The sequence below is a fragment of the Streptococcus cristatus genome, from assembly GCF_008369405.1.
GTDB classification, from domain to species: domain Bacteria; phylum Bacillota; class Bacilli; order Lactobacillales; family Streptococcaceae; genus Streptococcus; species Streptococcus cristatus_G.
On record NZ_VSJJ01000010.1, the window covers coordinates 13,401 to 38,715 of the forward strand.

Sequence of the window (25,315 nt, forward strand, 5' to 3'; positions counted from 1 at the left end):
CTAAGCAGCGCTACCGAGCTGGCGGATAGATTGTTTTAAATTATTTCTCGTTGCGACGACGAACGATAAGTTTGTCAGATTTCGCTTTCTTGTTACGAGTTTTAAGACCAAGAGCAGGTTTGCCCCATGGAGTAGATGGCGCTTTACGACCAACTGGTGCTTTACCTTCACCACCACCGTGTGGGTGATCGTTAGGGTTCATTACAGAACCGCGAACTGTTGGACGGATACCTTTCCAGCGGCTACGTCCTGCTTTACCAAGGTTAACCAAGCCATGTTGTTCGTTTCCGACAACACCAACTGTAGCACGGCAAGTGCCAAGGATCATACGAACTTCGCCTGATTGAAGACGAACAAGAGTGTATTTACCTTCTTGACCCAATACTTGAGCAGAAGCTCCAGCAGCACGGACCAATTCACCACCACGACCTGGTTTCAACTCAATGTTGTGAACCAAAGTACCAACTGGGATGTTAGCAAGCGGAAGTGCGTTACCGATCTTGATATCTGCTTCAGGACCTGAAACGATGCGTTGACCTACTTCAAGACCTTTAGGAGCGATGATGTATGCTTTCACACCGTCAGTGTAGTGTACCAAAGCGATGTTTGCTGAACGGTTTGGATCGTACTCGATAGTTTTAACTACTGCTTCAACAGCATCTTTGTTACGCTTGAAGTCAATCAAACGGTAGTGACGTTTGTGACCGCCACCTTGGTGACGAACAGTGATGCGTCCGTTGTTGTTACGACCAGCTTTGCTCTTAAGAGAAACGAGCAAAGATTTTTCTGGAGTGCTAGTAGTGATTTCAGCGAAATCCAAAGAAGTCATATTACGGCGACCGTTTGTTGTTGGTTTATAAACACGAATTCCCACGATATTTCCTCCTTAGATTATTCTGCTTCAGCAGCTCCGAACAACTCGATTGCTTTAGAATCTGCTGTCAGAGTGATGATAGCTTTTTTAGTTTTGTTTGTAAAACCAGTGTAACGTCCAACGCGTTTTGCTTTAGGTTTTACGTTGATAGTGTTGACATTAGCAACTTTAACTCCTTCAAAAGCAGCTTCAACAGCTTGCTTGATCAAAAGTTTGTGAGCGCGAGTGTCTACTTCAAATACGTATTTGCCTGCTTCAAGCTGAGCCATTGAGCTTTCAGTGATGACAGGCTTTTTGATAACGTCATACAAATTCATTATGCAAGAACCTCCTCAATTTTAGAGATAGCTGCTTGAGTAACAAGAAGTTTGTCGCTGTTTGCGATGTCAAGAACACTTGCTGTTGTTGCTGTTGCAACTTTAACATTTGGAAGGTTACGTGCTGAAAGTGCAGCAAATTCATTTCCTTCTTCAAGAATAACAAGTACTTTTGTGTCGATGCTCAATGCTGCAAGCACTTTTGCAAACTCAGCAGTTTTTGGAGCTGTAAATGAAAGGCTGTCTACAGCTACGAATTTGTTTTCAGCAACTTTTTCAGAGTAAACTGATTTCAATGCCAATCTACGAACTTTTTGTGGAAGTTTGTAGGCATATGAACGAGGAGTTGGACCGAAGACGATACCACCACCACGCCATTGTGGAGAGCGGATAGAACCTTGACGAGCACGTCCAGTTCCTTTTTGACGCCATGGTTTGCGTCCGCCGCCTGATACTGCAGAACGGTTTTTAACAGCGTGAGTTCCTTGACGGAGGCTAGCGCGTTGGCTGATGATCACGTCGAAGACAACTGATTCGTTTGGTTCGATACCAAAGATTGCGTCGTTAAGAACTACTTCACCAGCTTCTTTACCAGTTTGGTCAAATAATTTTACGTTTGCCATTGTGACTGATTTCCCCTTTCTTTATTATTTACCAGCTTTAACTGCTGATTTGATAGTGATAAGAGATTTCTTAGCACCAGGTACGTTTCCTTTGATCAAGATAACGTTTTTCTCTGGAACAACTTGAACGATTTCAAGGTTTTGAATCGTTACACGGTTGCCACCCATACGTCCAGCCAAGTGTTTGTTTTTGAAAACACGGTTTGGCGCAACTGGTCCCATTGAACCAGGACGACGGTGGTAACGTGAACCGTGAGCCATTGGACCACGAGATTGGCCGTGGCGTTTGATTACACCTTGGAAACCTTTACCTTTTGAAGTTCCTGTTACATCAACAACATCACCAGCTTCGAATGTATCAACTGTGATTTCCGCACCAACTTCCAAGCCTTCAATGTTTTTGAATTCACGAATGAAGCGCTTAGGAGCCGTGTTAGCTTTCGCTACATGTCCTTTAGCAGGTTTGTTGCTCAATACATCACGAAGGTCATCGAAACCAACTTGAACTGCGTTGTAACCGTCTGTTTCAACTGTTTTAACTTGAAGAACCACGTTTGGAGTTGCTTCAACAACAGTTACAGGGATTAATTCGCCAGCTTCAGTGAAGATTTGAGTCATTCCCACTTTTTTCCCTAAGATTCCTTTTGTCATGAGAAAATGTTTCCTTTTCTAAAATTTTGTTTAAAAAGTTTTTAACGAGCGTTTTTCATGCTCAAGATATCAAGCTTTGGATTAAAGTTTGATTTCTACGTTCACACCACTTGGAAGATCCAATTTCATCAAAGCGTCAACTGTTTTTTGAGTTGGGTTGATGATGTCGATCAAGCGTTTGTGAGTACGCATTTCAAATTGTTCGCGAGAATCTTTGTATTTGTGAGTCGCACGAATGATTGTGTAGAGGCTACGCTCAGTTGGAAGTGGGATTGGGCCCGCAACTTCAGCACCTGTACGTGCGGCAGTTTCTACGATTTTTGCAGCCGCTGTATCAAGTGTACGATGTTCGTAAGCTTTCAAACGGATGCGGATTTTTTTGTTTGCCATCTTTTTTCTCCTTTTCGTCTATTTAAGATAATAGGCTAGCTCCACAAGAAAACCGACAGGTGGTTGCGTGGCAATGCAACCGAGCGTGTCGCAACCTCTTGCATCAAAGCTAAAGACTGTTTTACACAGCACCATAGTATCTTAACACAAAGAACCAAGCATTGCAAGGGATTTGAGCAAGTTTTTTAAGGATTTTTAGGATAATTTTTTATGAAAGTGTTTTCTAAGTAATTTATAAGCCTTGTAAGCCATTATCTAGAAGAAAATTTAGACTTTTTCACCTATTTATTCGAGTTTGTATTCAGAAAATACAAAATCCCACTGACGCACATCAGTGAGATTGAAAATTAAAATTTACCCTTGGCTACTTTGTCTTATAACAAGGTGCTGTCCTTTTCGATGCGAAAGCTGTTGTCCGACTGGCAGATGACAAGGTCTGCAGCCACTAGATAGAGTTGATAAAAGTGCTGATATTGCTCTCTCCGATCTAAATGCGTCTGCTCTATCCACTCCGGTCTACGTTCTCGCACAGCTACATCCCGAGCCAAGCGGCGCCCTAGCTCTATCTCCTCATCTGTATAAAAGCAAATAGATAGATCAAACAAGCCTTTAGGCAAAAAAGCCGCTGACATGCCTTCTACTATTAGAATCGGCTTTTGAGCTGACAAACGCAAACTCGGTGACCAAGCTTTACCAATGGTGAGAATATCCAGACCAGACTGCAAAGCACAAATATCGCGCTCCAGACTGCTGAGTTCATGAACGGCTGGAATACAAGCCGTTACCTTTTGATGAGGAAAGTCTTTAGCACTGAGCAAATCGCGATGCTCCCCAGTAATTACATAAGGATCTGTTTCCAAAAGATTGGTTCCTTCCTCATCCAAGGCTAGCTGGAGTTTTCTAGCAAAAGTTGACTTACCCGAAGCACCATGACCATAAATACGCAAAGCGTGCTTTTGACCATCCGACAGGTAGTCTACCAAGCTTTCCAACAATTTTCCTTCATCAGACATATTTTTCCCCTTCACTGAAGACTCTTAGAAATTTCTCTTAGAGCGGTTGTAGCCGTAGCGCTCGACAAAATCTTCACGGAATTCTAACAAGTTATCATCCATAATAGCTTGGCGAACTTTCTTCATAAGGTTTACTAAGAAGTAAAGATTGTGGTAACTTGTCAAGCGAAGTCCAAAGGTCTCGTCAGCCTTGAGCAAGTGGCGGATATAGGCCCGCGTATAGTTTGTACAAGTGTAGCAATCACAGTCATGATCCAGCGGTGTGAAATCTTCCTCAAACTGGGCATTTTTGACAACCAGACGACCCTCGCTGGTCATACAGGTACCGTTTCGGGCAATCCGAGTCGGCAGAACGCAGTCAAACATATCAACCCCGCGGATAACACCGTCAATCAAGCTATCTGGCGCTCCAACTCCCATGAGATAGCGAGGTTTGTTTTCAGGCAGCAAGGGCGTTGTGAAATCCAGCACCGCATTCATCTCTTCGTGAGACTCACCGACAGCGAGACCTCCAATAGAGTAGCCTGGGAAATCCATGCTGACCAAGTCTTGAGCAGATTGGCGGCGCAAATCTTCAAAGCCAGCGCCCTGAACAATCCCAAAGAGACCTTGGTCATGCGGACGTCTGTGGGCCTTGAGTCCACGCTCCGCCCAACGGCTAGTCCGCTCAATCGACTTCTTAACATAATCATAAGGCTGGTAGAACTGCGGGCATTCATCAAAGGACATCATGATGTCGCTACCTAGGTTGTTCTGGATAGAGATAGCCTTTTCTGGCGACAGGAACATCTTGGAACCATTGAGGTGGTTCTTAAAGGTTACTCCTTCTTCTGTGATGTTGCGGCTGTCAGCTAGAGAGTAAACCTGAAAGCCACCACTATCGGTCAGAATAGGCTGGTCCCAGTTCATGAACTTGTGTAGGCCACCTGCACGGGCAATCAGCTCATCACCCGGCCGCAACCAGAGGTGGTAAGTATTGGCCAAGATGATACCAGAACCCATTTGCTTGAGCTCTTCTGGCGACTGGGTCTTGACCGTAGCCTGAGTTCCGACCGGCATAAACATAGGCGTTGGGAAGGTTCCGTGAGGCGTGATAATCTCCCCCAAACGAGCACCTGTGTGCTTTTCTTTTTTGATCAAACGATACTGAATCGGTGAATCTGACATGTTTCCTCCTGCTGGGAAAAACAGTCCCAGCTATTTTCTTCTATAAAATAAGCGACGAGCGCTCATAAGATACCGTATGATTTTACCAAAAAAAGTCTTGTCTGTCACGATATGTGGTATAATAAAAATCATGAAATGGAGGTCTGTATGAATTTAAGCGAAATACGTGCCCAGGCACGCACTATCCGAAATCAAACCAATGGCATTTACTCGCTCTTTGCCATTCCAACTCTGGTAACCATTTTATCTACCTATCTGTCACCTAACCGTCATTTAGAGGAAATTGTCCCCCAGTTGGAGATCAATCAGGCCTTTGTTGTAATTTTTGGTCGTCAAATTTTTCCACAAATCGTAGAATTTATCATCGCCCTGCTCTTTTTATCTGCTAGCTTCAGCATGATGGAAGTCGTCCGGAAAAAACGCGATACAGTTGGCTTTACGGATATTGGCCGAATCTTTTCTGCCGAGCTTTTTTCACCGATTTTTATCACACAACTGACTAAAAGCATCCTCCTCTTGCTGTGGAATTCTATCAGTCTTGTTGGTTCATTTTTCCTTATTTTCAGCAGTTACAAGGTGCTAGCTATTTATGGGAAAATATCCGATTTGTCCCAATTGACAGCCGCTAGTCCTGAGGTGGAGCAAATCGTCAGCCATGCTCCCATGATGTTTCTCGGCACTCTCATTGTCTTGGCTGGTACGGCAGTCTTCCTGATGGCAAACTATGCTTACTCTCAAACCGACTTCATCCTTTATGATCAGCTGAGTACAGGCACCTACCAAGGTCCTTGGCAAGTCATTGTGCAAAGCAGACGCATGATGAAAGGCTATAAATGGAAACGTTTCTTGCTGGATCTTAGCTTTATCGGCTGGTATATCCTGATCGGTATCACACTGGGAATCGCTGGAGTCGTGGCCTATCCTTACATCACAACAGCTCGGGTGCTCTTTTATGAAAATTTAAAATCACTAAGTAAGTAAAATGAGAGTGGGACAGAAATCGGTAATTCGTTAGAATTCGATTTCGTCGTCCCACCTCCGCACAGTTGAGTAGGGCTGTAAAAGCTGATGAAATCAGCGTAGTAGAGCCCACTCAACCACTGCGTCTTGCTCGATAATCCAAAGACAATTGAGAGGCTAGGACTTTTGTCCCAGCCTCATTTTTTCGTCTAGATTTAACGCAGTTGGACTTTCAGTACCAAGGGTAAGTCGTCTGCTACACTCGGCATGAAAAGACGCAAACCTTGGGGCGTTTGTTCCCAATTGAGTGGTTCTTCATAACCTAACAAGGACACTTCTTCTATGATGCCATGAAAGCGAGACGCGGGATTTTCTCTTTCGTCAGCCAAGGCCTGAATCGTCAGCCACTGATTTGCTACAGGTTCCATCAGAAAGGCATACACCGCTCCGCCCTTGGCCGTGAAACGGGAATCCTGACTCGTGTAAATCACGGCGCTTCCATCTGAAAACGGCCCACTAGCTGGCTGCGTTGGTCCTTCTCCAAATTGCCTCCACGCGCGTGAATCATAGATCGCTTGGCCATTCACTTGGAGCCAAACCCCGATCTCTCTCAAGATTTCTTGATCTTTTTCTGGAATCGCCCCGTCTCCTTTTGGCCCGATATTGAGCAACAAATTCCCATTTTTGGACACGACATCAATCAAGGTCTGGATGATTTCTTTAGCTGACTTATAGTCAAGGTTCTCTGTGTAGCCCCAAGAATTTCGCGCAATAGCCGTATCCGTCTGCCAAGTGAAGGGCTGGATCTCTGCGAAACCACCGCGTTCCACTTCCACAATCCCCGCACCAAAAGCCAGCGCATCATGCTTGTAGCAAATGCTAGTCTGCTTCCCATAGGCCGCACCTAAATTATAATAATAGGCCGCAAAAAGCTTCATGTGCTCTTTAAATGCTGCATGCTGAATCCACCAGTCAAAATACAAAATCTCAGGCTGGTAATCTCGGACCAGCTCACAAGTCCGCAGGAGCCAATCATCTAGAAACTCCTGACTCGGATAAGGCTGACCAAACAAATCATGGTGGTCCGGCTCTGGCATAGCCGGCCAGTAGAGTTCCTCGCGACTGACTTCGCTGGCAATGTCACTGGCAAACTCCTTTCCATGCGAAAAGAAAAAGTGATGCTCTGCCCGATGGGAGGAAGTACAAAAATGAACTTGCTCTCTTTGAGCTGCCTGACTCAATTCCCCCAAGATATCACGTTTTGGTCCCATTTCCGCACTATTAAAAGGAGAGAGCTGACTGGCATAAAGCTGGAAGCCGTCGTGATGCTCCGCCACTGGAAAAATATATTGAGCTCCCGCTTCTTTAAAGATGCGCAGCCACTCGTCCGCATGAAAATTTTCGGCAGTAAAGAGTGGGATAAAATCCTTGTATCCGAACTCTTTGTGGGGTCCATAAGTTTTGATATGATGGTCAAACTCTGCCGTACCCTGGATGTACATATTTCGAGAGTACCACTCGCTCCCAAAGGCAGGAAGGCTGTAAAGTCCCCAGTGGATAAAAATCCCAAACTTAGCCCTTTTGAACCAGTGGGGAACTTGATAGGTCGCAAGAGAGTCCCAGTCTGGATAGAAAGGGCCTTGGTTGGCAACTCTTTGAATTTCTTCTAAAGATATTTTCATCGTTACTACCTCATTATTCGATTAAAACGCTTTCTTTTATTGTACCAATTTTTTGGAGAAGAAAGAGCCTTTTTACAAAAAATAATCCAAAACAGTCCTGCTAGCAAACTTTCCTTATAAAACAGAGAAAAAGGAACAGCAATCAATTCTGTTCCTTGTTTTTATATTGTCAGCATGACGAGCATCTCGGAACGCCACACGCACCACGATTCTCATCATTCAACACATCAATTCGCTACTCGATAGTAGGGATGTTGAGATGCGTAAGTGAAATCTTGCCCCACTAAAATGCGTTCTTTCGGATTTTCACTTCCAGTATCATAAAGACGAGCTCCTTTAGGAATGGCTGTGAAGGAGGCCACTTCATTCCCTGATTTATGAGTTAAAAACGCTCCAAACTTACCTTCATATACTTGACTATTTGTCAAAGTGTAGTCGCTTGACTCATTTCCTCTGTAAGTATGGGACAGCAAGCCATTTGCATCAAATACTAATTGGTTGCCTAAATCGTCTTGCCAAGTACCAGCAATGCTAGAGAAATCGCCATTTGCTAGAGCATTGACATCCATACCGGAAGTTGTTGGAGCCACTGGAGTAGCCGGAGTTGTTGGAGTGTTCGAATCTGCTGAAGTCTTGTTTTCCACGGGCTTCTCAGCCTGGCTGGAAACACTCTGGTCGCTAGAAGGCTTGGTAGTAGAGGATGCTTTTGCTTCGTTGGAAGCAGAACTTTGCTTAGCTGATGGTTTAGTCGAAGACTTGCTAGAACTGCTAATCTTAGAGCTCTGAGAGGTAGAACTACTAGCCTCCGTGGAAGGTTTAGAGCTACAGGCTGCGAGCAGGAAAGCAGAGCACAAGGCAGTGGCTGTCAATAAAATAAATTTACTACGTTTCATAATGAAATCTCCTTATCAGTTTATCATCAATTTGCTACTCGATAGTAGGGATGCTGTGCAGAAGAGATTGCATCACTTCCAAGCATGATTTGTTCTTTAGGCGCTGGAGCACCATTAAGTGGCAATGCTACGCCCACTGGAACAGCGAATAAAGGATCACTACTGCCTGCTCCATTATAACCAAAATCAGCTCTAAACTTATCTCCTTCTACATGACCATTATAAATAACGTTATGGTTCAATGTCTCACCATTATTACGTTGCAATGTTACTAATCCATTTGCATCAAAAACTAATTGGTTGCCCAAATCGTCTTGCCAAGTACCTGCAATGCTAGAGAAATCATCATTTGCTAGAGCATTGACATCTATACCGGAAGTTGTTGGAGTATTTAAATCTGCTGAAGTCTTGTTGTCCACAGGTTTCTCAACTTGACTGGAAACACTCTGGTCGCTAGAAAGCTTAGTAGTAGAGGATGCTTTTGATTCGTTGGAAGCAGAACTTTGCTTAGCTGATGGTTTGGTGGAGGACTCGCCTGAGCTACTAGTCTTAGATATCTGAGAAGTCTGGGAAGTGGAACTGCTGTTCACCTTCGTAGATGGCTTAGAACTACAAGCTGCAAGCAGGAAAGCAGAGCACAAGGCAGTGGCTGTCAATAAAATAAGTTTACTACGTTTCATAATGGAATCTCCTTGTCGGTTTATCATCAATTTGCTAAACGATAGTAGCGATGTTGGCTTGCATAGGGGACATCTTACCCCACTAAAATATATTCTTTAAAGCTTTTTGTAACAAAAGAAATATTTTGTAATCTAATTGTAATCCTATGAAATAATTTTGTCAACATTTTGTGTAATATTTTTCTCAATATTTATCTGAAATTTATGAAATACCTTTTTAATGCAAAAACGAGGCTGGGACAAAAGCCCTAGCCTCTCAATTGTCTTTGGATTGTCGAGCAAGACGCAGTGGTTGAGTGGGCTCTACCACGCTGAGTTCATCAGCTTTTACAGCCCTACTCAACTGTGCGGAGGTGGGACGACGAAATCGAATTCTAACGAATTACCGATTTCTGTCCCACTCTCGCTTCGTTTCAAATTTCCTCTAAATCCTGAACGATCCGCTCAAAGGCTGCTTCTAGAGAATCTTCGTTCCTAAAGAATGATTCTTCTTGCCAGCCTAAGAAGTCTCGGTCTTTCCACCAGCGCTTCATGTCGGATGGGGTGAATTCTTCTTGTTTTACTCTAGTCCGATGGCGGCGGACGGTTTCTTCAAAAGTCAAATCATAGTAATAGGCTAGAGTCTGAGAAGCAAACAAAGTCCGCAACCGCTCTAGCATGTGCCCATAAATATCTGTCTCATAGAAACCTTCTACCAAGACCAGCAAATCATGTTCGTAACCGAAGCGTGCCAATGTCTCTGTCAGGTCAATAGACAAATTCCCTGGCTCTACTTTTTCCTTGAGCATGTCCCGTCTAACTGTGTCCTGCGCAATCAAAAGAGTCCCTCGGCCATAGTGTGCCTGCAGTTTCTTGGCCAGACTCGACTTGCCAGAGCCGGAATTGCCACGAATGATGACTAACTTGGCCATTTATTCGCCTAGAATCAAGCGGGTATGCTCGCGTTTGATGCAGCGATCCATAACGATATCTTCGCGACCAGCTGCCCGTAAAATCTGCTCAGCTTCTTCATTTTCCAAGCCCAACTGAGCCCAGAAAATCTTGGCATCTGCTTCCAGAAAATCACGCGCCACATCTGGCAAAAACTCGCTACGACGGTAAACATCGACAATATCCACTGGGAAAGGGATATCTTTGAGACTGGCATAAACAGTTTCACCAAAAATCTGACTGCCCGCTGCCCGTGGATTGACTGGAATAATGCGATAGCCTCGCTCCTGCATCTCCTTGGACACACGGTTACTGGTCGTTTCTTCGCGGTCAGACAGTCCAACAACAGCAATCACTTTGCTGTTTTTCAAATAATGCTTGACGATGGCATCGCTAGGATTTTGAAAATGGTAAGTCATAATGTTCCTCCTGTTTTATAAATAATTTTCAACTTTTTTACAATTATATATTAGCCAAATGCGGTACAAAAAAGATGGTTTTCCTCGAGTCTGGGACAAAAGTCCTATCCTCTCAATTGTCTTTGAATTGTCGAGCAAGACGCAGTGGTTGAGTGGGCTCTACTACGCTGATTTCATTAGCTTTTACAGCCCTACTCAACTGTGCGGAGGTGGGACGACGAAATCGAATTCTAACGAATTACCGATTTCTGTCCTACTCTCTATGTCAGCTTTCTATTTTCACTTTGTGTTTTACGCCCTTGATATCTTAAACTGAACACGAGCTAAAACCTTGGAAAATCGATAATCCGTTCTAGGTGCATCGCTCCTTCGTCCGGCTGCCTAATTTTCAGTCGGTTTTGACGCTCTTTGTATCTTATCTTACTTCGCCTCGTACCAAGTTTGGCCGGCATTTTCATCAGCTACTAGTGGAACGGCCAGCTCAATCGCGGATTCCATGGTTGCTTTGACTAACTGGCGGACGGCTGTTAGCTCGTCATTTGGCACTTCCAACACGATTTCATCGTGAACCTGCAAGAGCATGCGAGACTTGAAATTCTTCTCTGTTAGAGCTCGATCCAGATTAATCATAGCAACTTTGAGAATGTCTGCGGCGGAGCCTTGGATCGGGCTGTTAATAGCTGTGCGCTCCGCAAAATTTCGGATGTTAAAGTTGCGGGAATTGATGTCCGGCAAGGAGCGACGGCGATGGTAAATAGTCTCCACATAGCCCTTATCACGCGCTTCACGGACGATGGTTTCCATATAATTCTTGATACCAGGGAAGCGCTCAAAATAAGTTTGAATATAATCTTTGGCAGCCTTGCGGGAAATGCCGAGGTTATTGGCCAGACCGAAGTCGGAAATTCCATAGACCACTCCGAAGTTGACAGCCTTGGCATTGCGGCGGTCATTAGGCGTCACATCCTCTGCCTTTTCAATACCAAAGACCCGCATGGCTGTAGCCGTGTGAATGTCTTCTCCGTGCTGAAAGGCAGCAATCAGATGCTCGTCCTGCGAAATGTGAGCCAGCACCCGCAGCTCAATCTGGGAATAATCCGAGCTGAGTAGCACACTGTCTGCCCACTCTGGCACAAAGGCCTTGCGAATAAGGCGCCCCTGCTCCAAGCGAACAGGGATATTCTGCAGGTTGGGGTCAACCGAGGACAGGCGGCCCGTCTGAGTCAAATCCTGAACATAGCGAGTGTGAATCTTGCCATCAGCTGCTATCGCCTCCTGTAGTCCGATGATATAAGTAGACTGGAGCTTGCTGATTTGACGGTATTCCAGAATCTTAGACACAATCGGTGCAATCGGCGCTAAGCGCTCCAGCACATCCACAGCTGTCGAGTAGCCTGTCTTGGTCTTTTTTGTGTACTCCAGTGGCAGTCCCATATCCTCAAAGAGAATGGTTCCCAGCTGTTTAGGTGAGTTGATATTGAATTCCTGACCAGCCAGATCATAAATCTCCTGAGTCAGACTTTCCAGCGTCTTTTCATTTTCTGCCTGCATGCCCTGCAGGGTTTCCCGCTCAACCTTGATTCCCGCAATCTCCATCTTGGCTAAGACAAAAGCCAGCGGCTGCTCCATTTCAAGCAACAAATCCAGCTGGTCGTGGGCACGGAGCTGTTCCAGCATAGGCTCTTCTGTTTCCAGCAGTACTTGAACCTTACGAGCCAGATGCTCAAAGAGCTGCTCTTGCTCTGGCAGAGCACGCTTGGCACCCTTGCCATAAACCTCATCATCAGTCGGCAGAATTGTTCGGCCGTAGAGGCGAGCAATAGTCGCCAGCTCATTGTCCTCGACCGTCGAAAGCAGATACTTGGCTAGACGCGCATCAAAGGATGCTGCTGGCAGTTCAATGCCGTAATGACTGAGCAATACCTTAGTTCGCTTAAGGTCGTAGGTTTTCAGAGCTGTTTTTTCCAAAAATTCCTGAAAGAGAGGCTGCTGCAGTAAATCGTTGGTGCCGACATAAATCTGACGGCTATCGCCCCAGGCAAGACCAACAATCTCTTCCTTGTGGTAGTTGTCACCCAAGATTTCAAAATAGAAGAATTGCTCTGGTGCCAGCATATCTGCTGTCACCTCGGTCACTTTGGTAAACTCAATGGGTTTGACTTCTACAGGAGCCTGAGCCGTTCCTAGCTGAGCCTTGAGCTGCTTGAAGCCCATCTCGTCATAGAACTTGCTCAGGGCCTCTAGCTGCGGACCCTTATAAACCAAATCATCCAGTCCGATTTCAATTGGAGCCTGAGTATTGATAGTGGCTAGGGTTTTAGATAGGAAGGCCTTGTCCTTGTCATTGATCAGATTTTCCTTCATCTTGGAAGCCTTGAGCTGGTCGATATTTTCATAGAGATTTTCCAAAGAGCCATACTCCAAGAGGAGCTTGAGGCCGGTTTTCTCACCAATCTTGGTCACGCCAGGGATATTATCTGACTGATCGCCCATCAGCGCCTTGAGGTCGATGAACTGCTCAGGCGTGATACCCATCTTTTCCATGAGATAGGCTGGTGTAAACTCCTCAAACTCGGCCACACCTTTCTTGGAAATTTCCACCACAGTATTATCATCCGTCAGCTGAATCAAGTCTTTATCGCCGCTGACAATGGTCACATCGTAAGGCACAGTCGTCTTTTCAGCCATCTTGTCCAAGGTTCCAATGATGTCATCCGCCTCGTACCGAGCCAAGTCGTAGTAGTGAATGCCTAGGTGCTGCAGCATCTCTCGGATAAAGGGCAGCTGTTCACGAAATTCATCCGGTGTCTTGGCCCGACCTGCCTTATAGTCAGCATACATCTCGGTCCGGAAGGTCGTCTTGCCAGCATCAAAAGCGACTAGGATATGAGTCGGCTGCACGCGCTCCAAGAGATGATTGAGCATGAGGTGGAAGCCATAAATGGCATTGGTGTGCAAACCCGATGGACTCTTGAAACGGTCGATTTGATTATAAAGCGCAAAAAAAGCGCGAAAAGCAACGGACGAACCGTCGATTAATAATAATTTATTCTTTTTTTCCATAGGTTTATTATAACACGAAAGGTGGGCAAAGACAGAAAAGGCGGCGTGGAAAATTTAAAAGTGATTTTAATAATTCCTGTATGTTATAATAATAAAAACTAGGAGGTAAAAGATGTTCCCAATAACCATTCCAACTCTTGTGACTGAGGAAGTCTATCAACGATTTGCATGGTCTGTTTTCATACGTGGAAAAGGATTTTTACTAAATATTCTCATCTTTATAGGAATCCTGGCTCTCTATCTAACCTTCCTACCTGAAAACCTGAGGCGCTTTTCTTTCTTTACCGTGCTATTTACATCTTTGATTATATTCCCAGTAATGTACTTTGGCACGGACTTTCAGATAAAGAGGGCTTATCAAAAAAATCCTTTATTTCAGAACATGGAAGTCACTCTGATATTTGACAGAGATGCTTTTATCGCAAGAAATATACGCGGAGAATTTCACTATACCTATGATGATATTGTCAAGGTCATTATGACAAAGCAAGATTTTTATATCTTGATAGGGGAGAGCACTGGTTTCGCAATTGAAAAAGAAAACTGCACTCCCGAGGCTCTTGAGTTCTTGCTGGAACTTCACATTGAGCATATGTAAAAGAAAAAGCAGGCTAGACTGACAGTAGATCAGTTTTGGTCTGCTTTTTCTTTTGTAAATAATTGCTTGATATCCATCAACTTCTCTATTTTCTGATTGATTTCCGGTCGGTAGTCACAGAAGTTAATGATCTGGATGCCACTGTTAACAGCAACATCCACATCCAGCGTCCGGTCACCGATATAGTAAGTCTTCTGCTTGTCTAGACTATATTTCTCAACTAAATAGTCGACACCTTCTGGGTGGGGCTTGCGCTCAAAGCCGTTGGCTGTTGTGACGATTTCTGTAAAATAGTTATGAATTCCCAAGTCTTTCAGGATTTGATGAGCATTGAGTCCCTTGTGGGTATAGACGAACTGGGCAATGCCCTGCTCTTCAGCCCAGGCCAGAATCTCCGCAGCTCCTTTCATCAGATGGACCTGAGCATTCTTTTCCTTTAGACTTGCTCCACGAAAGACATTCATCTCGGCAGCGTCCAGACCTTTCTCAGATGCCACTTCCTCCAAGAGCTTCTGGACAGAGTGCTTTAGGATATAGCTGTGAATACTAGCCCTGTCGAAGTCCAAATCATAGTGAGCATAGGTTTCCTCAATTCCCGCCAAAATAGCATCGTAAGAGTCCAGCAAAGTTCCGTCCAAATCCCAGATAAACGTTGTTGTCATGTGATTTTCCTCATTTTTCTATGATATAAGGTTTTTAAAAGCAGCCAGCGGAAGCCATTGTCCAAAAGGGTGCCGACCCAAACTCCAGCCAGACCCCAGCCACAAGTCACGCCCAGCAAATAGCCAGCGATAATTCGGATCAACCACATACCCATCGTCGTAGCATAAAAGGGTAGTCTGGCGTTGCCCAGCCCCTGCCAAACCGCTGTGTAAATCACAGTTCCTACTGTCATGGGAGTGCCCAGCAAGGAAAAGAATATGACTAAAAGACTGGCTGCAAGAGCTCCGCTATTGTCCGTATAAAGCAAGGTCAGCGGCCGACCAAGGGCGAAAATCCCTAAAGTCAAGGGCAGCATGCAAGCAAAAGACAGCCAAAAACTCCGCTGACGAATCCGACCGACCGCTTGCATATCTCCCTCGCCAACCGCATGGGCTGCCAGCATGACCGTTGCTGTCGCGACCCCGAAGGCTGGCATGTAGTTAAACTGAGTCAGAACTTCACCAATGGCATTCCCTGCTACTGCATCCGTTCCAAAGGTGACCACAATGGCGATGATAACTACGTCACCCGCCCGCATCATGAGCCGCTCTCCAGCAGCCGGTAGAGACAGACGCAAGAGCTCTCCATCTAAGCCCCAACTCCAGCAGATAGTGAACAAATCCAGCTCCCGCCAAAGTATGAAGACACCAATCAAGCGAGCCAGCACCGTCCCCAGCGCTACACCGATAATGCCTAGCTGAAAGACATAAATGCCCAGACTGGAAAAGAGGGCATTGAGGACGTTGGTCAGAAGACTGACATACATGGGAAATCGAGGATTGCGCGTGACCCGCACCAGAGCTCCAAAGGAGGTCATCAAGCCCAGCAGGACAATAGTCCCACCAACCAGAGCCAGATACAGACCACCAGCCTCGGCCACTTCCTTTTCTGTCCCCAGAAGGTTTATCATCTGCCTACCAAAGAACAGGGAAAGCAGGCCTAAGAAAGCACTCAGAAGCAGCGTCAACTTGATAGCTTCAGCTCTATGATAAGCCAGACGCTCTTTGTCTCCCTGAGCCAGACTCTTAGAGATAAGACTGGAAATAGCAGCACCCAGGGCGATAAAAATCGCCTGATAAATGGTAATGATGTTGCTGGCCACCGAGACACCAGAAATCGCAATCAGCCCCAGACTGGCCACCAGATAGCTGTCGACCATTCCCATGAGCATCTGCAAAAAGTTCTCCGCCATAGCCGGCAGAGCAATGTTCATGATTTTTTTATAAGTCGTCATCCACAAAAATTCCTAATCCAATCAAACTACTGTCCATTATGTTCCTGCCGGAAGGCTTCCATGGCCTTGAACTGCTCTAGTTCTTTTTCATTGGCTGGTTGCTTGCCTAAGTATTTATACTCAAAGAAATCCATACGTGCACTTAGCCCATAACCACTTTCTAACCACGGGGCGTAGTCAAAGTCTACTGATAACTTATTATTTTCATCCAAATGAATGATACAAATATACCAATCTGCCAAGTCGTTCTCAACAAATACTTTTTTAATTCTTGCGACTTCTCAAACAATCGATCTGTTTGACTATAAATTTCGAATTTATCTACACCAAAATCTCTAGGAATGTATAAATAATAGTGATATTCATTCTTATATTTAAAATAAAAATAAACTTCTCCACTAAATGTTTTGTCCATTTCAATTACAATATACAAATCATCCCACTCAACTGGAATCATATCATTTACTTGATGCACGATCTCTATAATCTTTTCATTAATTTGTTTTTCCATTTTATCCTCCGATTTGGATTTTAACATCGTTTCACTATAATCCAAGTATACCATAAACCGTATGTACAAGCTTTTATCAAACTACAAGAAAACCACCCCAAAGGGTGGTTACATCATTATTAATCGTCCATTACTCCGCCTGTCAGCTGGTACATGAGGTAAATGTGCTCCAAGACTTTTACCTTATCCATATGATCCACATCTTTTACGCCTCCCAAGGCCAGTAAAGGAACAAAACCGAAACATTGGTTATAAGACAAGGGACCATGTTTTGACACAGCTTGTCTATATAAATCCAGTTCAAAGTTATCAGTCACATATGAGTTATCTAAATACTTAAGAAAATATTTCAAGCTCTTTATAATAATGTCGCAGTCTTGAAGGTTATATTTTACAATACCAACAAATTCATTCTTTTCCCATGTAATAATATCTCCAAATGCTGTTACGAACATAGGAAAAGCGACATCTCCTCTGAAATAACTATCTTGGAGAAGTTCAAGATAGTCATCTGGATTGATGACTTTTAGATAACCATCTAAAAAGGTTCCCAGACCATCTTCCTGCCAAATTTGAACTAACTCAGCTGGAACTTGATCTTTGCATTTTTCAATAACTTCTTGGGGCATATCCGCCTCTTTTACAAAGTTTTCTAACATTTTATCCTCCATTTCACTTTATAGACAAGAACATTAGATACTATTTTCCGCATTCGCTACCTAGAAAATTAGATAAATCAGGCTCTTGATCATCCCCTAGCAAGTCGAGTAACTCTACGAAGCGGAAAAAATTTCTTCATCTTGTTCATTCAGAATCGCCTGAATATCTCCACCATTAACTACTACTAGGTAGTCCGCAGGTAGAATCAAAGCTTTTATTAGCTTTGGATTCTTTTTTAATATTTCAAAAGCATATATGCCGACAAAATCATCAGTATCTTGATTTTGATAGCCAACAAACCAGCCCGAATCGCCTTTTTGATCAGTGTCTTGTCTCTGCAAATAGTAATGTTCGCACTCAAAGACACCTTTGGCCAACACTATTTTCTCATCAAATCTGATTTCAGAAGCTTCAATCTTAAGCTCTTTAGCTAGTGTACTTTGTTCAGACTGAACCCAAAGAGTCAAGGTCAAATCATCAGTAAACTCTTTAAAAGGGTTTGTTTCATAGTTGACTGACATTATCCTAAATTGGTCCATATTCAATTGAACAATTTTATATATGCTGAAACCGATTTGTAATAGCAGGCCATCTTGTATTCGTTCTTTTGAGGGCAGTACATTCACAACTTTGAGCCATTCCTCAAAAAGACCTTCAGAGAATGTCCCGTAAAAGATCAGACCATTCTTCTCTACTTTTGTATCAAGCACTTCCGTCATTTTTCAACCTCCTGAAAATTTCATTTTGTAGCTTCGTTCTAGCTTCACGCTCCAAAGCTATCATTTTTTCTCTTATCTCAGCCGGAATATCTCCTAATTTAGAATGCCCCTGCCAATCACTCCAAGTTTTAGCCCCTTTGGAACTATTGGAAGGTTTACCTAATCCCATAAAATTATCCTCAAGATTCAAAACCTCTACTTTATCAACATCAGATAGAGAAGAGAATCCATCCATTTCGGTAATTTCTTTCATAGAGACAATATGGTCTGCTTCGAGGGTTTCAACTGGATAACCATAAATTGGATCAAATTTTTCTCCATCAATATTATTGACATGATCGCGTATCTCTTGACTTGGTGTTTTCTTGCGAAGCGAATTATATTCTTTTTTTGAAATTCCTTTAGAAGTACTCGCAGCAGCATCGCTATGTTTAGCTAACTGCTCGCTGGCTTCTTTGCCGAACTCTGCCGTTACCTTACGAGCTCCTCTACCTGTATTAGCAGACATGTTGTAGACACGGGCACCACTTCGGCTAAAATCGTCACTAAAGTGAGCGTTAGCATAGGCAAAGTTATCGCCCAGATTCGATAGGCCATTCCGGAAACTCTCACGAAAGGCATGATAGCTTGGTGATACTTCAGCTAGGTTGTCACCAAGCTAATTTTATAACTCTAGTATAGCATAAATAACATGACAACTTCTTCTGTATATGAGAGAACTATATTAGAGATTGCCAAGCTCTTGGACTACAAAAAGATTGACGGCTCCACGATACTAAAAAATCAGCCAGATATCCAGCCGATTTTAGTCTTTTTAAGCAAACTTTATAATCCCAAGTAATCCTCGACTGCGGCCTGCATTTGGTCGGCAGCGACTGTAGTTTTGTGGCGAACTGGGGCTGTTTCTAAGCCATCCACAGCTGGTGGCAGGGCTACGCCAGAAAGTTCGTGCAGTTGGTTCAAAGCCTCGAAGTCACTGAGTCCTGTTTGATCGGTCACAGCCTCAACGGCCACAACTGGGAATTTATAAGGACTAGCAGTTGATGCGATAACAGTCTTGCGCTGATCGCCAGTCTCTGCCAAGTATTTTTGATAAACAGCAGAGGCAACGGCTGTATGAGGGTCTTCGATATAGTCAGACGCTTGATAGACCCGCTTGATTTCAGCTGCTGTCTCTGCCTCTGTCGCATAGTCAGCCGCAAAGAGCTCTAAAATCTCAGCGTCAAAGTCTGTCAATTCATACTGTCCATGTTCATTGAGAGCCGCCATTAGGGCAGCTGTTTTCTCAGCGCTGTTACCAGACAGATGGAAAATCAAGCGCTCCAAGTTAGAGGAAACCAAAATATCCATGGACGGACTAGACGTCACCTTGAAGCTCCGCTTCTTGTCATACACCTGAGTCTTGAAGAAGTCTGTCAGGACATTGTTTTCATTCGATGCACAGATCAGCTTGCCAACTGGAAGACCGATTTGTTTGGCATAGTAGGCCGCTAGGATATTCCCAAAATTACCCGTTGGAACGGTAAAGTTGACCTTGTCGCCTGCTGTGATCTCCCCAGTCTTCACTAGCTGAGCATAAGCATAGACATAGTAAACAATCTGCGGCACCAAACGGCCGATATTCATCGAATTAGCTGATGAAAACTGCAGTTTGTGCTCCAAGAGACGAGCTCGTAGGTCTGTGTCATTGAACATGTGCTTAACATTGGTCTGGGCATCGTCAAAGTTGCCGTCAATGGCAACCACATGCGTATTGGCACCTGTCTGAGTCGTCATTTGCAGCTCTTGGACCTTGCTGACACCGTCTTTGGGATAAAAGACGATAATTTCTGTCCCAGGAACGTCCGCAAAGCCTGCCATAGCCGCCTTGCCTGTGTCTCCAGAAGTTGCTGTCAGAATGACAATTTTGTTTTCCAAGCCGTGCTTTTTGGCTGCGGTTGTCATCAAATGAGGCAGAATCGACAGAGCCATATCCTTAAAGGCAATGGTCGCTCCGTGGAAAAGCTCTAGATTATACTGGCCATCCAGCTTGATCAAGGGAGCAATCGCCGCATCGTCAAACTTGCTGTCGTAGGCATGGTTGATACAGTGGTCCAGCTCTGCTTCAGAAAAATCATCCAAAAAAGCAGACAAAACCAGCTTGGCTACTTCCTGATAAGAAGCATCCTTAAGCTTGGCAAAGTCCAAATCGACCTGCGGATAGGCAATGGGCGTAAACAGACCACCATCTGTTGCCAAGCCTTGTAAAATCGCCTGGCTGGCTGTTACTCTATTCTTCTCATCGCGTGTTGATTGATAAACTAAAGTCATTCTCTCTCATCCTTTATCTGTAGTTCGTTTTATTATACCAAAATTTATCAGAAAATTCTCGCTTTTTATCAAAATTAAAAAGCAAAAAGAGTCTGGGACAAAAGTCCTAGCTCTCAATTGTCTTTGGATGTCAAGCAAGACGCAGTGGTTGAGTGGGCTCTACTAGGCTGATTTCATCAGTTTTTACAGCCCTACTCAACTGTGCGGAGGTGGGACGACGAAATCGAATTCTAACGAATTACCGATTTCTGGCCCACTCTCAATCAAATGTCAAAACTCAGACAAGGCTTTTATTTGCTGTCCCTTTTCATCAAAATTGTCTGGACTCAGCCATTTCTCCAAACGACTCTTGACAGCTGGCCAGTCCTTATCAATCATGGAGAGCCAATCAGTGTCTCGGTTGCGCCCCTTATAGACAACCGCCTGACGGAAGGTGCCTTCGTAGGTAAAACCAAGCCGCTCTGCCGCTCGCCTTGAGGGCTGATTGAGTGAATCGCATTTCCATTCGTAGCGGCGATACTCCAGCTCTTCAAAGACATAGCGAGCCAGTAAATATTGAGCTTCCGTAGCTAGTCTGGTGCGCTTCAACTTGGGCGAATAGGTCACAGACCCCACTTCAATGACACGGTTGCCTCGGTCAATCCTCATTAAAGCGAAGGTCCCCAGCGCCTTGCCACTCTCCTTGTCCACAATGGCATAGTGGAAACGATCCTGAGCTGCCAGCATCCGATCCAGCAAGCTATCCCACTCCTCCTGACTCTGAGCAGCATTTTGAAAGAGATAAGTCCACATGTCCGCAGGTGAATCCGGACCATATACTTCGTATAAATCTGCTCTATGCTTGTCTTTGGACAACCGCTCAATGACAACATACTGACCTTCTATTCGCTCTAGCTTAGGTAAGTCCCCTGGCTTAAAATCTGGCAGAGCCTCTCCAATAGGCTGGCCTAGTTCATTGATTCGCATAAAAAACCTCACAATATAGCTTTACTGATTTCCAAAAGCTGGATAAAATGCTTGAACGGATTAGAAGCTGTAATTGACAGTAGCTCCTATCTCCCTTGCTTCAGATCCAAACTTGGAACATTACTTGTGTAAATTATATCACTTTTTCTTTCATCCGACGCAAACTTCAGGAAATACCTCTTCAGAAAAAGGCGGTCATAATATCTATAAATGTTGAGATTACAGTCTGCTCATACTTTAATGGAAAGCCAGATCTGACAATTATCGGTTTTGTAAACGCTTTATTTCCGCTAAACCATGTTATAATGAAAATACGTTTTTATTATTTTGACCAAAGAAAGTGACCCATCATGAGACACCAGCAAAATATCTTGGCCATCATCGAAAGCTGTTACGACACTATGACCGATGTCGAAAAGCGGATTGCCGACTATTTTTTGAATCCGACCGATATAGAAGGGGATCTGTCCTCCCTCGAAGTAGCGCAAACCTTGCACATCTCACAGGCGGCCTTGACCCGTTTTGCAAAAAAATGTGGCTTTAAGGGCTATCGGGAGTTCAACTTCCAATATCTCCAACAACTGAAAATTAGCAAAACGGAGCATACAAATCTGAAAAATGATTCGTCCCGCCAAGTCCTACGCAACTATATTCAAATTCGGCAACAAACCGAGGACTTGATTGACGAAAAAAGATTGGAGCGCGTAGCCCAGCTGATTGAAAAAGCAGATCGTGTCTATTTTTTTGGCACGGGAAGCTCGGGGCTCGTCGCTCGCGATATGAAACTACGCTTCATGCGCTTAGGGGTTATTTGTGAAGCCCTGACAGATGCGGATGGCTTTGCTTGGACAACGAGCATTTTAGACAAAAACTGCCTAGTCATCGGCTTTTCTCTTTCAGGTCAAACCCCATCCATTATTGACAGCCTGATTGATGCTAAGGGCATGGGAGCCAAGACTGTGTTAATCACTGGTCAGCCTGATTTGATTAAAGAAGACTTTTCAGAAATCATCCCAGTTGCAATTCAAAATAAACCCCAGTTTATCCAACGAATCTCAGCTCAGTTCCCAATGTTGCTGATGATTGACATACTTTACGCCTTTTTCCTAGAAATAGACCGCGAGAGAAAGGAAAAAATCTTCAATAGTTACTGGGAAAACCACAAACTTAACGGTTATTACCGTAGACATCAATAAAATCCAGCAGAAACCTGTTGGATTTTTTGCATGTTCTTTACAGCCTTACTCTAAACAATGACTAAACTGACTTAGAGTAAGATTCTGGTTGTACTGGTTTCCTATGTAACTCCTTAAAATCTGAACCAGACCCAACTCACCCCAGCCACTTGAAAGTCGGCTAACTATCGATGGAAGAAGCATTACTAAAACACAAGAAACCTGAGGTCACCCCCAGGTTTGCTTGGATTACTGATGTTTATTTTTAAAGTGGTAGTAGGCTCCGAACATGCCTGCCGTATTTTGGTGATAGGCAAAGGCTAGTTTGGTCTTCTCAGCTATGCTCGGTACCAGAGCATCCTTGAGAGCCGCTTGGATACGCGGTCGGAGGATAGCCTCTTGTCCCATAATACCACCGCCCAAGATGACGATTTCCGGATTGACGACATAGCAGATATTGGCAATGCCCTGCCCCAGATAGCCTACCATGCGGTCAATTCCTTTGATACAGAAGGGATTGCCCTCGGTCGCTTCTTTGAAAATCCTGCGACCATTCCAGAGAGAGGGATCATCTCCGTGCAAGTCAGCGACATATTGAACCAAGGCTGTGGTAGAAGCTACATCCTGAAAAGCCCCATCCGGCAGGTGGAGATAGCCTACTTCGCAGGCTGAGTTGCTAAAGCCGTGAAAAACTTGCCCATCCGCTACTAAACAGCCTCCAATCCCTGTCCCAATTGTCAGGCAGACAGCAATTTTTGCTCCCTTACCATGGCCAGACATGACCTCAGCCAGACCGGCACAGTTGACGTCGTTCTCAATCTCGCAAGGAATGGAAAATTCCTCCTCTAAGACCTTCTTAAATTGCGTCCCAGCATAGTTAGGAATCTGAGGACCAGCGTAAAAGATTTCTCCCTTGTCTGGATCGACCATGCCAGCTGAGGAGATACAAATCCCCTCAATTGAACCAGCCTGCACATAATCAGCAACTATCTTTTGAACCGTACGCATAATCTCTGGACCACCCTTATGGGCTTCCGTAGGTATTTCATGGGCTTCTACCAACGTTTCGTGGTCGTCTATCAGGCCGTATTTGATATTGGTACCGCCAATGTCAATCGTAACATAATTTCCCATAAGCATCCTTCTTTCTTTTTAGAGGAAGCGCTTCTTAGTTTCTTGAATCAAGGCCGCTGCTGCTTCTACGACTGGACGGTCTGCGTCTACGACTGGTGTCAAAGGAGCACGGACAGAGCCGATAGTCAGTCCTTCGTTGAGCTTGAGAACTTCTTTGATAACAGCATACATATTGCCGTGAGCACTAGTTAGCTTGCCGATAATGTCGTTAATGGCAAACTGCAACTCTTTGGCTCTTTCTAGTTCCTTGTCTGCAATCAGTTGATTAAGCTTGAGGAAGAGCTCTGGCATAGCCCCGTAGGTGCCACCAATTCCAGCTGCCGCTCCCATGAGACGACCGCCCAAGAACTGCTCATCTGGACCGTTAAAGACCAAATGGTCACTGCCTCCAAGTGCTGCAAAAGTTTGGATATCCTGAACTGGCATAGAGGAATTTTTCACCCCAATCACGCGCTCATTTTTCAGCATTTCCTTATAAAGACTCGGAGTTAGCGCTGCACCAGCCAATTGCGGAATATTATAAATCACAAAATCGGTATGTGGGGCAGCCGCACTGATATCATTCCAGTACTGAGCGACAGAGTATTCTGGCAGACGGAAATAAATCGGCGGAATAGCCGCAATGGCATCAACTCCTAGAGCTTCAGCGTGTTTGGCTAACTCAATACTGTCTTTAGTATTATTGCAGGCTACGTGAGCAATGATGGTCAGTTTGCCCTTAGCAACTTTCATTACTTCTTCCAAAATTACTTTTCTGTCGGCCACGCTCTGGTAGATACATTCGCCTGACGAGCCGTTGACATAGAGACCTTGCACGCCCTTGTCGATGAAATACTCCACCAAAGCGCGAGTCCGCTCCGGGCTGATTTCACCCTCCTCGTCATAACAGGCATAAAAAGCCGGTATGACGCCGTGATATTTCTTTAAATCTTTCATTTTCAAATTTTCTCCAAATGTACTAATTGTAGATTATAGACTGCTGTATTTAGCGAAGATTTTTTCCAAAATAGGAAGCTGCAAAAAAGCCAGACCTGCAAAGCCGATAAAGGCAAAGAGGGAAAATCCTAACAGCAACACAAAGCCTGAACTATAGATGATGACAAGGATCGCAGCTACAACCGCCATCATGACAACAAACCAAGGAAAATTCAGACTTACAATCACTAGGCTGGTCTGTAAAATGTCTCTAAAAGACATGAGAAATTTACCAGCCAAGGGATAAACGCAAAGAGAAAGCAGGATTGTAAAAATAATCATTCCAAAACAAACCGCCTTTAAAACTTGGAAAGACAGGGCTTCCTGCGTCCGAAAAAGCAGGAGGTCAAAGAGACTGAAGCCGACTAAAGCCAATTCCAGCAAGCCCAGTTTGAGTCCTTGCTTCCAATTTTCTCGAAAGATTCGAGTGTAAGTTCTGATTACTTTTACCCGACGGTTTCCCTTGATTTCAAAAAGTGTTTGATAGAGGCTGATCTTGGCAACCCCAATGGTCACCAAGGGCAGACAAGACAAGAGAAAGAGAAGATTGACCGTCATCAAATCTAGGATTTTCTCACAGATTTGCATGAAAAAATTATCCGTATCAAATATAGCTCTGATGAGTCCTGTTCCTTTATCTGACATAAGTTTCTCCTTTCTCTGCCAGCC

Annotated in this window: 26 protein-coding genes and 1 pseudogene; 3 read left to right on the plus strand and 24 right to left on the minus strand. The window is 44.4% G+C overall.

The window, feature by feature from the left end; all coding sequences use genetic code 11:
- Nucleotides 1-40: 40 nt before the first annotated feature.
- From rplB to tgt, 7 genes are all read right to left on the minus strand, one after another.
- Nucleotides 41-874, minus strand: coding sequence for a 50S ribosomal protein L2 (rplB, locus tag FXF62_RS08920; RefSeq protein ID WP_125388353.1), 834 nt, complete (start codon nt 872-874; stop codon nt 41-43).
- Nucleotides 875-891: 17 nt separating this feature from the next.
- Nucleotides 892-1,191 carry a 50S ribosomal protein L23 gene (locus FXF62_RS08925; protein ID WP_005591301.1) on the minus strand — a complete coding sequence of 100 codons (300 nt, stop codon included), beginning with the start codon at nt 1,189-1,191 and terminating at the stop codon, nt 892-894.
- A complete protein-coding gene (gene rplD, locus FXF62_RS08930; protein WP_005591302.1) occupies nt 1,191-1,814 on the minus strand; it encodes a 50S ribosomal protein L4 in 624 nt (207 codons plus the stop codon). Before rplD ends, FXF62_RS08925 begins: the two co-directional genes overlap by 1 nt.
- Nucleotides 1,815-1,838: 24 nt before the next feature.
- The gene (gene rplC / locus FXF62_RS08935; protein ID WP_045498245.1) at nt 1,839-2,465 is read right to left on the minus strand and encodes a 50S ribosomal protein L3; all 627 of its coding nucleotides are present in this window, start codon (nt 2,463-2,465) and stop codon (nt 1,839-1,841) included.
- Between the two features lie 81 nt (nt 2,466-2,546).
- Complete coding sequence (gene rpsJ / locus FXF62_RS08940) at nt 2,547-2,855, minus strand: 30S ribosomal protein S10 (protein WP_005591304.1); 309 nt, start codon at nt 2,853-2,855, stop codon at nt 2,547-2,549.
- 374 nt (nt 2,856-3,229) lie between these two features.
- A complete protein-coding gene (locus FXF62_RS08945; RefSeq protein ID WP_149518459.1) occupies nt 3,230-3,868 on the minus strand; it encodes a nucleoside/nucleotide kinase family protein in 639 nt (212 codons plus the stop codon).
- Nucleotides 3,869-3,892: 24 nt separating this feature from the next.
- Nucleotides 3,893-5,035 carry a tRNA guanosine(34) transglycosylase Tgt gene (gene tgt, locus FXF62_RS08950; RefSeq protein ID WP_149518460.1) on the minus strand — a complete coding sequence of 381 codons (1,143 nt, stop codon included), beginning with the start codon at nt 5,033-5,035 and terminating at the stop codon, nt 3,893-3,895.
- A gap of 147 nt (nt 5,036-5,182) precedes the next feature.
- Here tgt and FXF62_RS08955 point away from each other — a divergent pair, with 147 nt between their 5' ends.
- Entirely contained in the window at nt 5,183-6,016 is an 834-nt protein-coding gene (locus FXF62_RS08955; RefSeq protein WP_149518461.1) for a DUF975 family protein, read from the plus strand.
- A gap of 194 nt (nt 6,017-6,210) precedes the next feature.
- Here the strand turns inward: FXF62_RS08955 and FXF62_RS08965 are convergent, their stop codons facing one another.
- The 6 genes from FXF62_RS08965 to polA all read right to left on the minus strand — a co-directional run bounded on the left by FXF62_RS08965 (nt 6,211) and on the right by polA (nt 13,662).
- Entirely contained in the window at nt 6,211-7,677 is a 1,467-nt protein-coding gene (locus FXF62_RS08965) for an alpha-L-fucosidase (RefSeq protein ID WP_149518462.1), read from the minus strand.
- A 227-nt stretch (nt 7,678-7,904) separates the two neighbouring features.
- Nucleotides 7,905-8,570 carry a DUF6287 domain-containing protein gene (locus FXF62_RS08970; RefSeq protein ID WP_149518463.1) on the minus strand — a complete coding sequence of 222 codons (666 nt, stop codon included), beginning with the start codon at nt 8,568-8,570 and terminating at the stop codon, nt 7,905-7,907.
- A gap of 26 nt (nt 8,571-8,596) precedes the next feature.
- Nucleotides 8,597-9,250 carry a DUF6287 domain-containing protein gene (locus tag FXF62_RS08975; RefSeq protein ID WP_149518464.1) on the minus strand — a complete coding sequence of 218 codons (654 nt, stop codon included), beginning with the start codon at nt 9,248-9,250 and terminating at the stop codon, nt 8,597-8,599.
- Nucleotides 9,251-9,663: 413 nt separating this feature from the next.
- On the minus strand, nt 9,664-10,161 hold the full coding sequence (locus tag FXF62_RS08985; protein ID WP_149518465.1) for a kinase: 498 nt from the start codon (nt 10,159-10,161) through the stop codon (nt 9,664-9,666).
- Nucleotides 10,162-10,599: a CoA-binding protein gene (locus FXF62_RS08990; protein ID WP_149518466.1), complete on the minus strand. Its 438-nt coding sequence runs from the start codon at nt 10,597-10,599 to the stop codon at nt 10,162-10,164.
- 420 nt (nt 10,600-11,019) lie between these two features.
- Entirely contained in the window at nt 11,020-13,662 is a 2,643-nt protein-coding gene (gene polA, locus FXF62_RS09000; RefSeq protein ID WP_149518467.1) for a DNA polymerase I, read from the minus strand.
- Between the two features lie 112 nt (nt 13,663-13,774).
- On the opposite strand from polA, the gene FXF62_RS09005 reads away from it, so the two are divergent.
- Nucleotides 13,775-14,260, plus strand: a complete 486-nt coding sequence (locus tag FXF62_RS09005) for a YcxB family protein (RefSeq protein WP_149518468.1) — start codon at nt 13,775-13,777, stop codon at nt 14,258-14,260.
- 29 nt (nt 14,261-14,289) lie between these two features.
- Here FXF62_RS09005 and FXF62_RS09010 read toward each other — a convergent pair whose 3' ends face one another.
- The 8 genes and pseudogenes from FXF62_RS09010 to FXF62_RS09045 all read right to left on the minus strand — a co-directional run bounded on the left by FXF62_RS09010 (nt 14,290) and on the right by FXF62_RS09045 (nt 21,362).
- A complete protein-coding gene (locus FXF62_RS09010) occupies nt 14,290-14,922 on the minus strand; it encodes an HAD-IA family hydrolase (protein WP_149518469.1) in 633 nt (210 codons plus the stop codon).
- Nucleotides 14,919-16,196 (minus strand): MATE family efflux transporter, encoded by a 1,278-nt coding sequence (locus FXF62_RS09015; protein WP_149518470.1) that lies wholly within the window; start codon nt 16,194-16,196, stop codon nt 14,919-14,921. Before FXF62_RS09015 ends, FXF62_RS09010 begins: the two co-directional genes overlap by 4 nt.
- Before the next feature lie 26 nt (nt 16,197-16,222).
- Nucleotides 16,223-16,707 (minus strand): annotated as a pseudogene (locus FXF62_RS09020) (immunity protein YezG family protein).
- 119 nt (nt 16,708-16,826) lie between these two features.
- Nucleotides 16,827-17,366 carry a T6SS immunity protein Tdi1 domain-containing protein gene (locus FXF62_RS09025; protein WP_149518471.1) on the minus strand — a complete coding sequence of 180 codons (540 nt, stop codon included), beginning with the start codon at nt 17,364-17,366 and terminating at the stop codon, nt 16,827-16,829.
- 114 nt (nt 17,367-17,480) lie between these two features.
- Entirely contained in the window at nt 17,481-18,086 is a 606-nt protein-coding gene (locus FXF62_RS09030) for an immunity protein Imm33 domain-containing protein (RefSeq protein WP_149518472.1), read from the minus strand.
- On the minus strand, nt 18,070-18,594 hold the full coding sequence (locus tag FXF62_RS09035; protein WP_149518473.1) for a transposase: 525 nt from the start codon (nt 18,592-18,594) through the stop codon (nt 18,070-18,072). Before FXF62_RS09035 ends, FXF62_RS09030 begins: the two co-directional genes overlap by 17 nt.
- 317 nt (nt 18,595-18,911) lie before the next feature.
- The gene (gene thrC / locus FXF62_RS09040) at nt 18,912-20,396 is read right to left on the minus strand and encodes a threonine synthase (protein ID WP_149518474.1); all 1,485 of its coding nucleotides are present in this window, start codon (nt 20,394-20,396) and stop codon (nt 18,912-18,914) included.
- A 270-nt stretch (nt 20,397-20,666) separates the two neighbouring features.
- A complete protein-coding gene (locus FXF62_RS09045; protein WP_149518475.1) occupies nt 20,667-21,362 on the minus strand; it encodes a GNAT family N-acetyltransferase in 696 nt (231 codons plus the stop codon).
- A gap of 350 nt (nt 21,363-21,712) precedes the next feature.
- Between FXF62_RS09045 and FXF62_RS09050 the strand changes: the two genes are divergently transcribed.
- The gene (locus FXF62_RS09050) at nt 21,713-22,558 is read left to right on the plus strand and encodes a MurR/RpiR family transcriptional regulator (protein WP_048791787.1); all 846 of its coding nucleotides are present in this window, start codon (nt 21,713-21,715) and stop codon (nt 22,556-22,558) included.
- Nucleotides 22,559-22,786: 228 nt separating this feature from the next.
- On the opposite strand, the gene FXF62_RS09055 is transcribed toward FXF62_RS09050, so the two are convergent.
- The 3 genes from FXF62_RS09055 to FXF62_RS09065 are packed head-to-tail and all read right to left on the minus strand — an operon-like array spanning nt 22,787 to nt 25,291.
- Nucleotides 22,787-23,671 carry an ROK family protein gene (locus FXF62_RS09055; RefSeq protein WP_149518476.1) on the minus strand — a complete coding sequence of 295 codons (885 nt, stop codon included), beginning with the start codon at nt 23,669-23,671 and terminating at the stop codon, nt 22,787-22,789.
- An 18-nt stretch (nt 23,672-23,689) separates the two neighbouring features.
- Nucleotides 23,690-24,607: a dihydrodipicolinate synthase family protein gene (locus FXF62_RS09060; protein ID WP_015604217.1), complete on the minus strand. Its 918-nt coding sequence runs from the start codon at nt 24,605-24,607 to the stop codon at nt 23,690-23,692.
- Between the two features lie 33 nt (nt 24,608-24,640).
- On the minus strand, nt 24,641-25,291 hold the full coding sequence (locus FXF62_RS09065; protein ID WP_149518477.1) for a DUF624 domain-containing protein: 651 nt from the start codon (nt 25,289-25,291) through the stop codon (nt 24,641-24,643).
- Between the last annotated feature and the right edge of the window lie 24 nt (nt 25,292-25,315).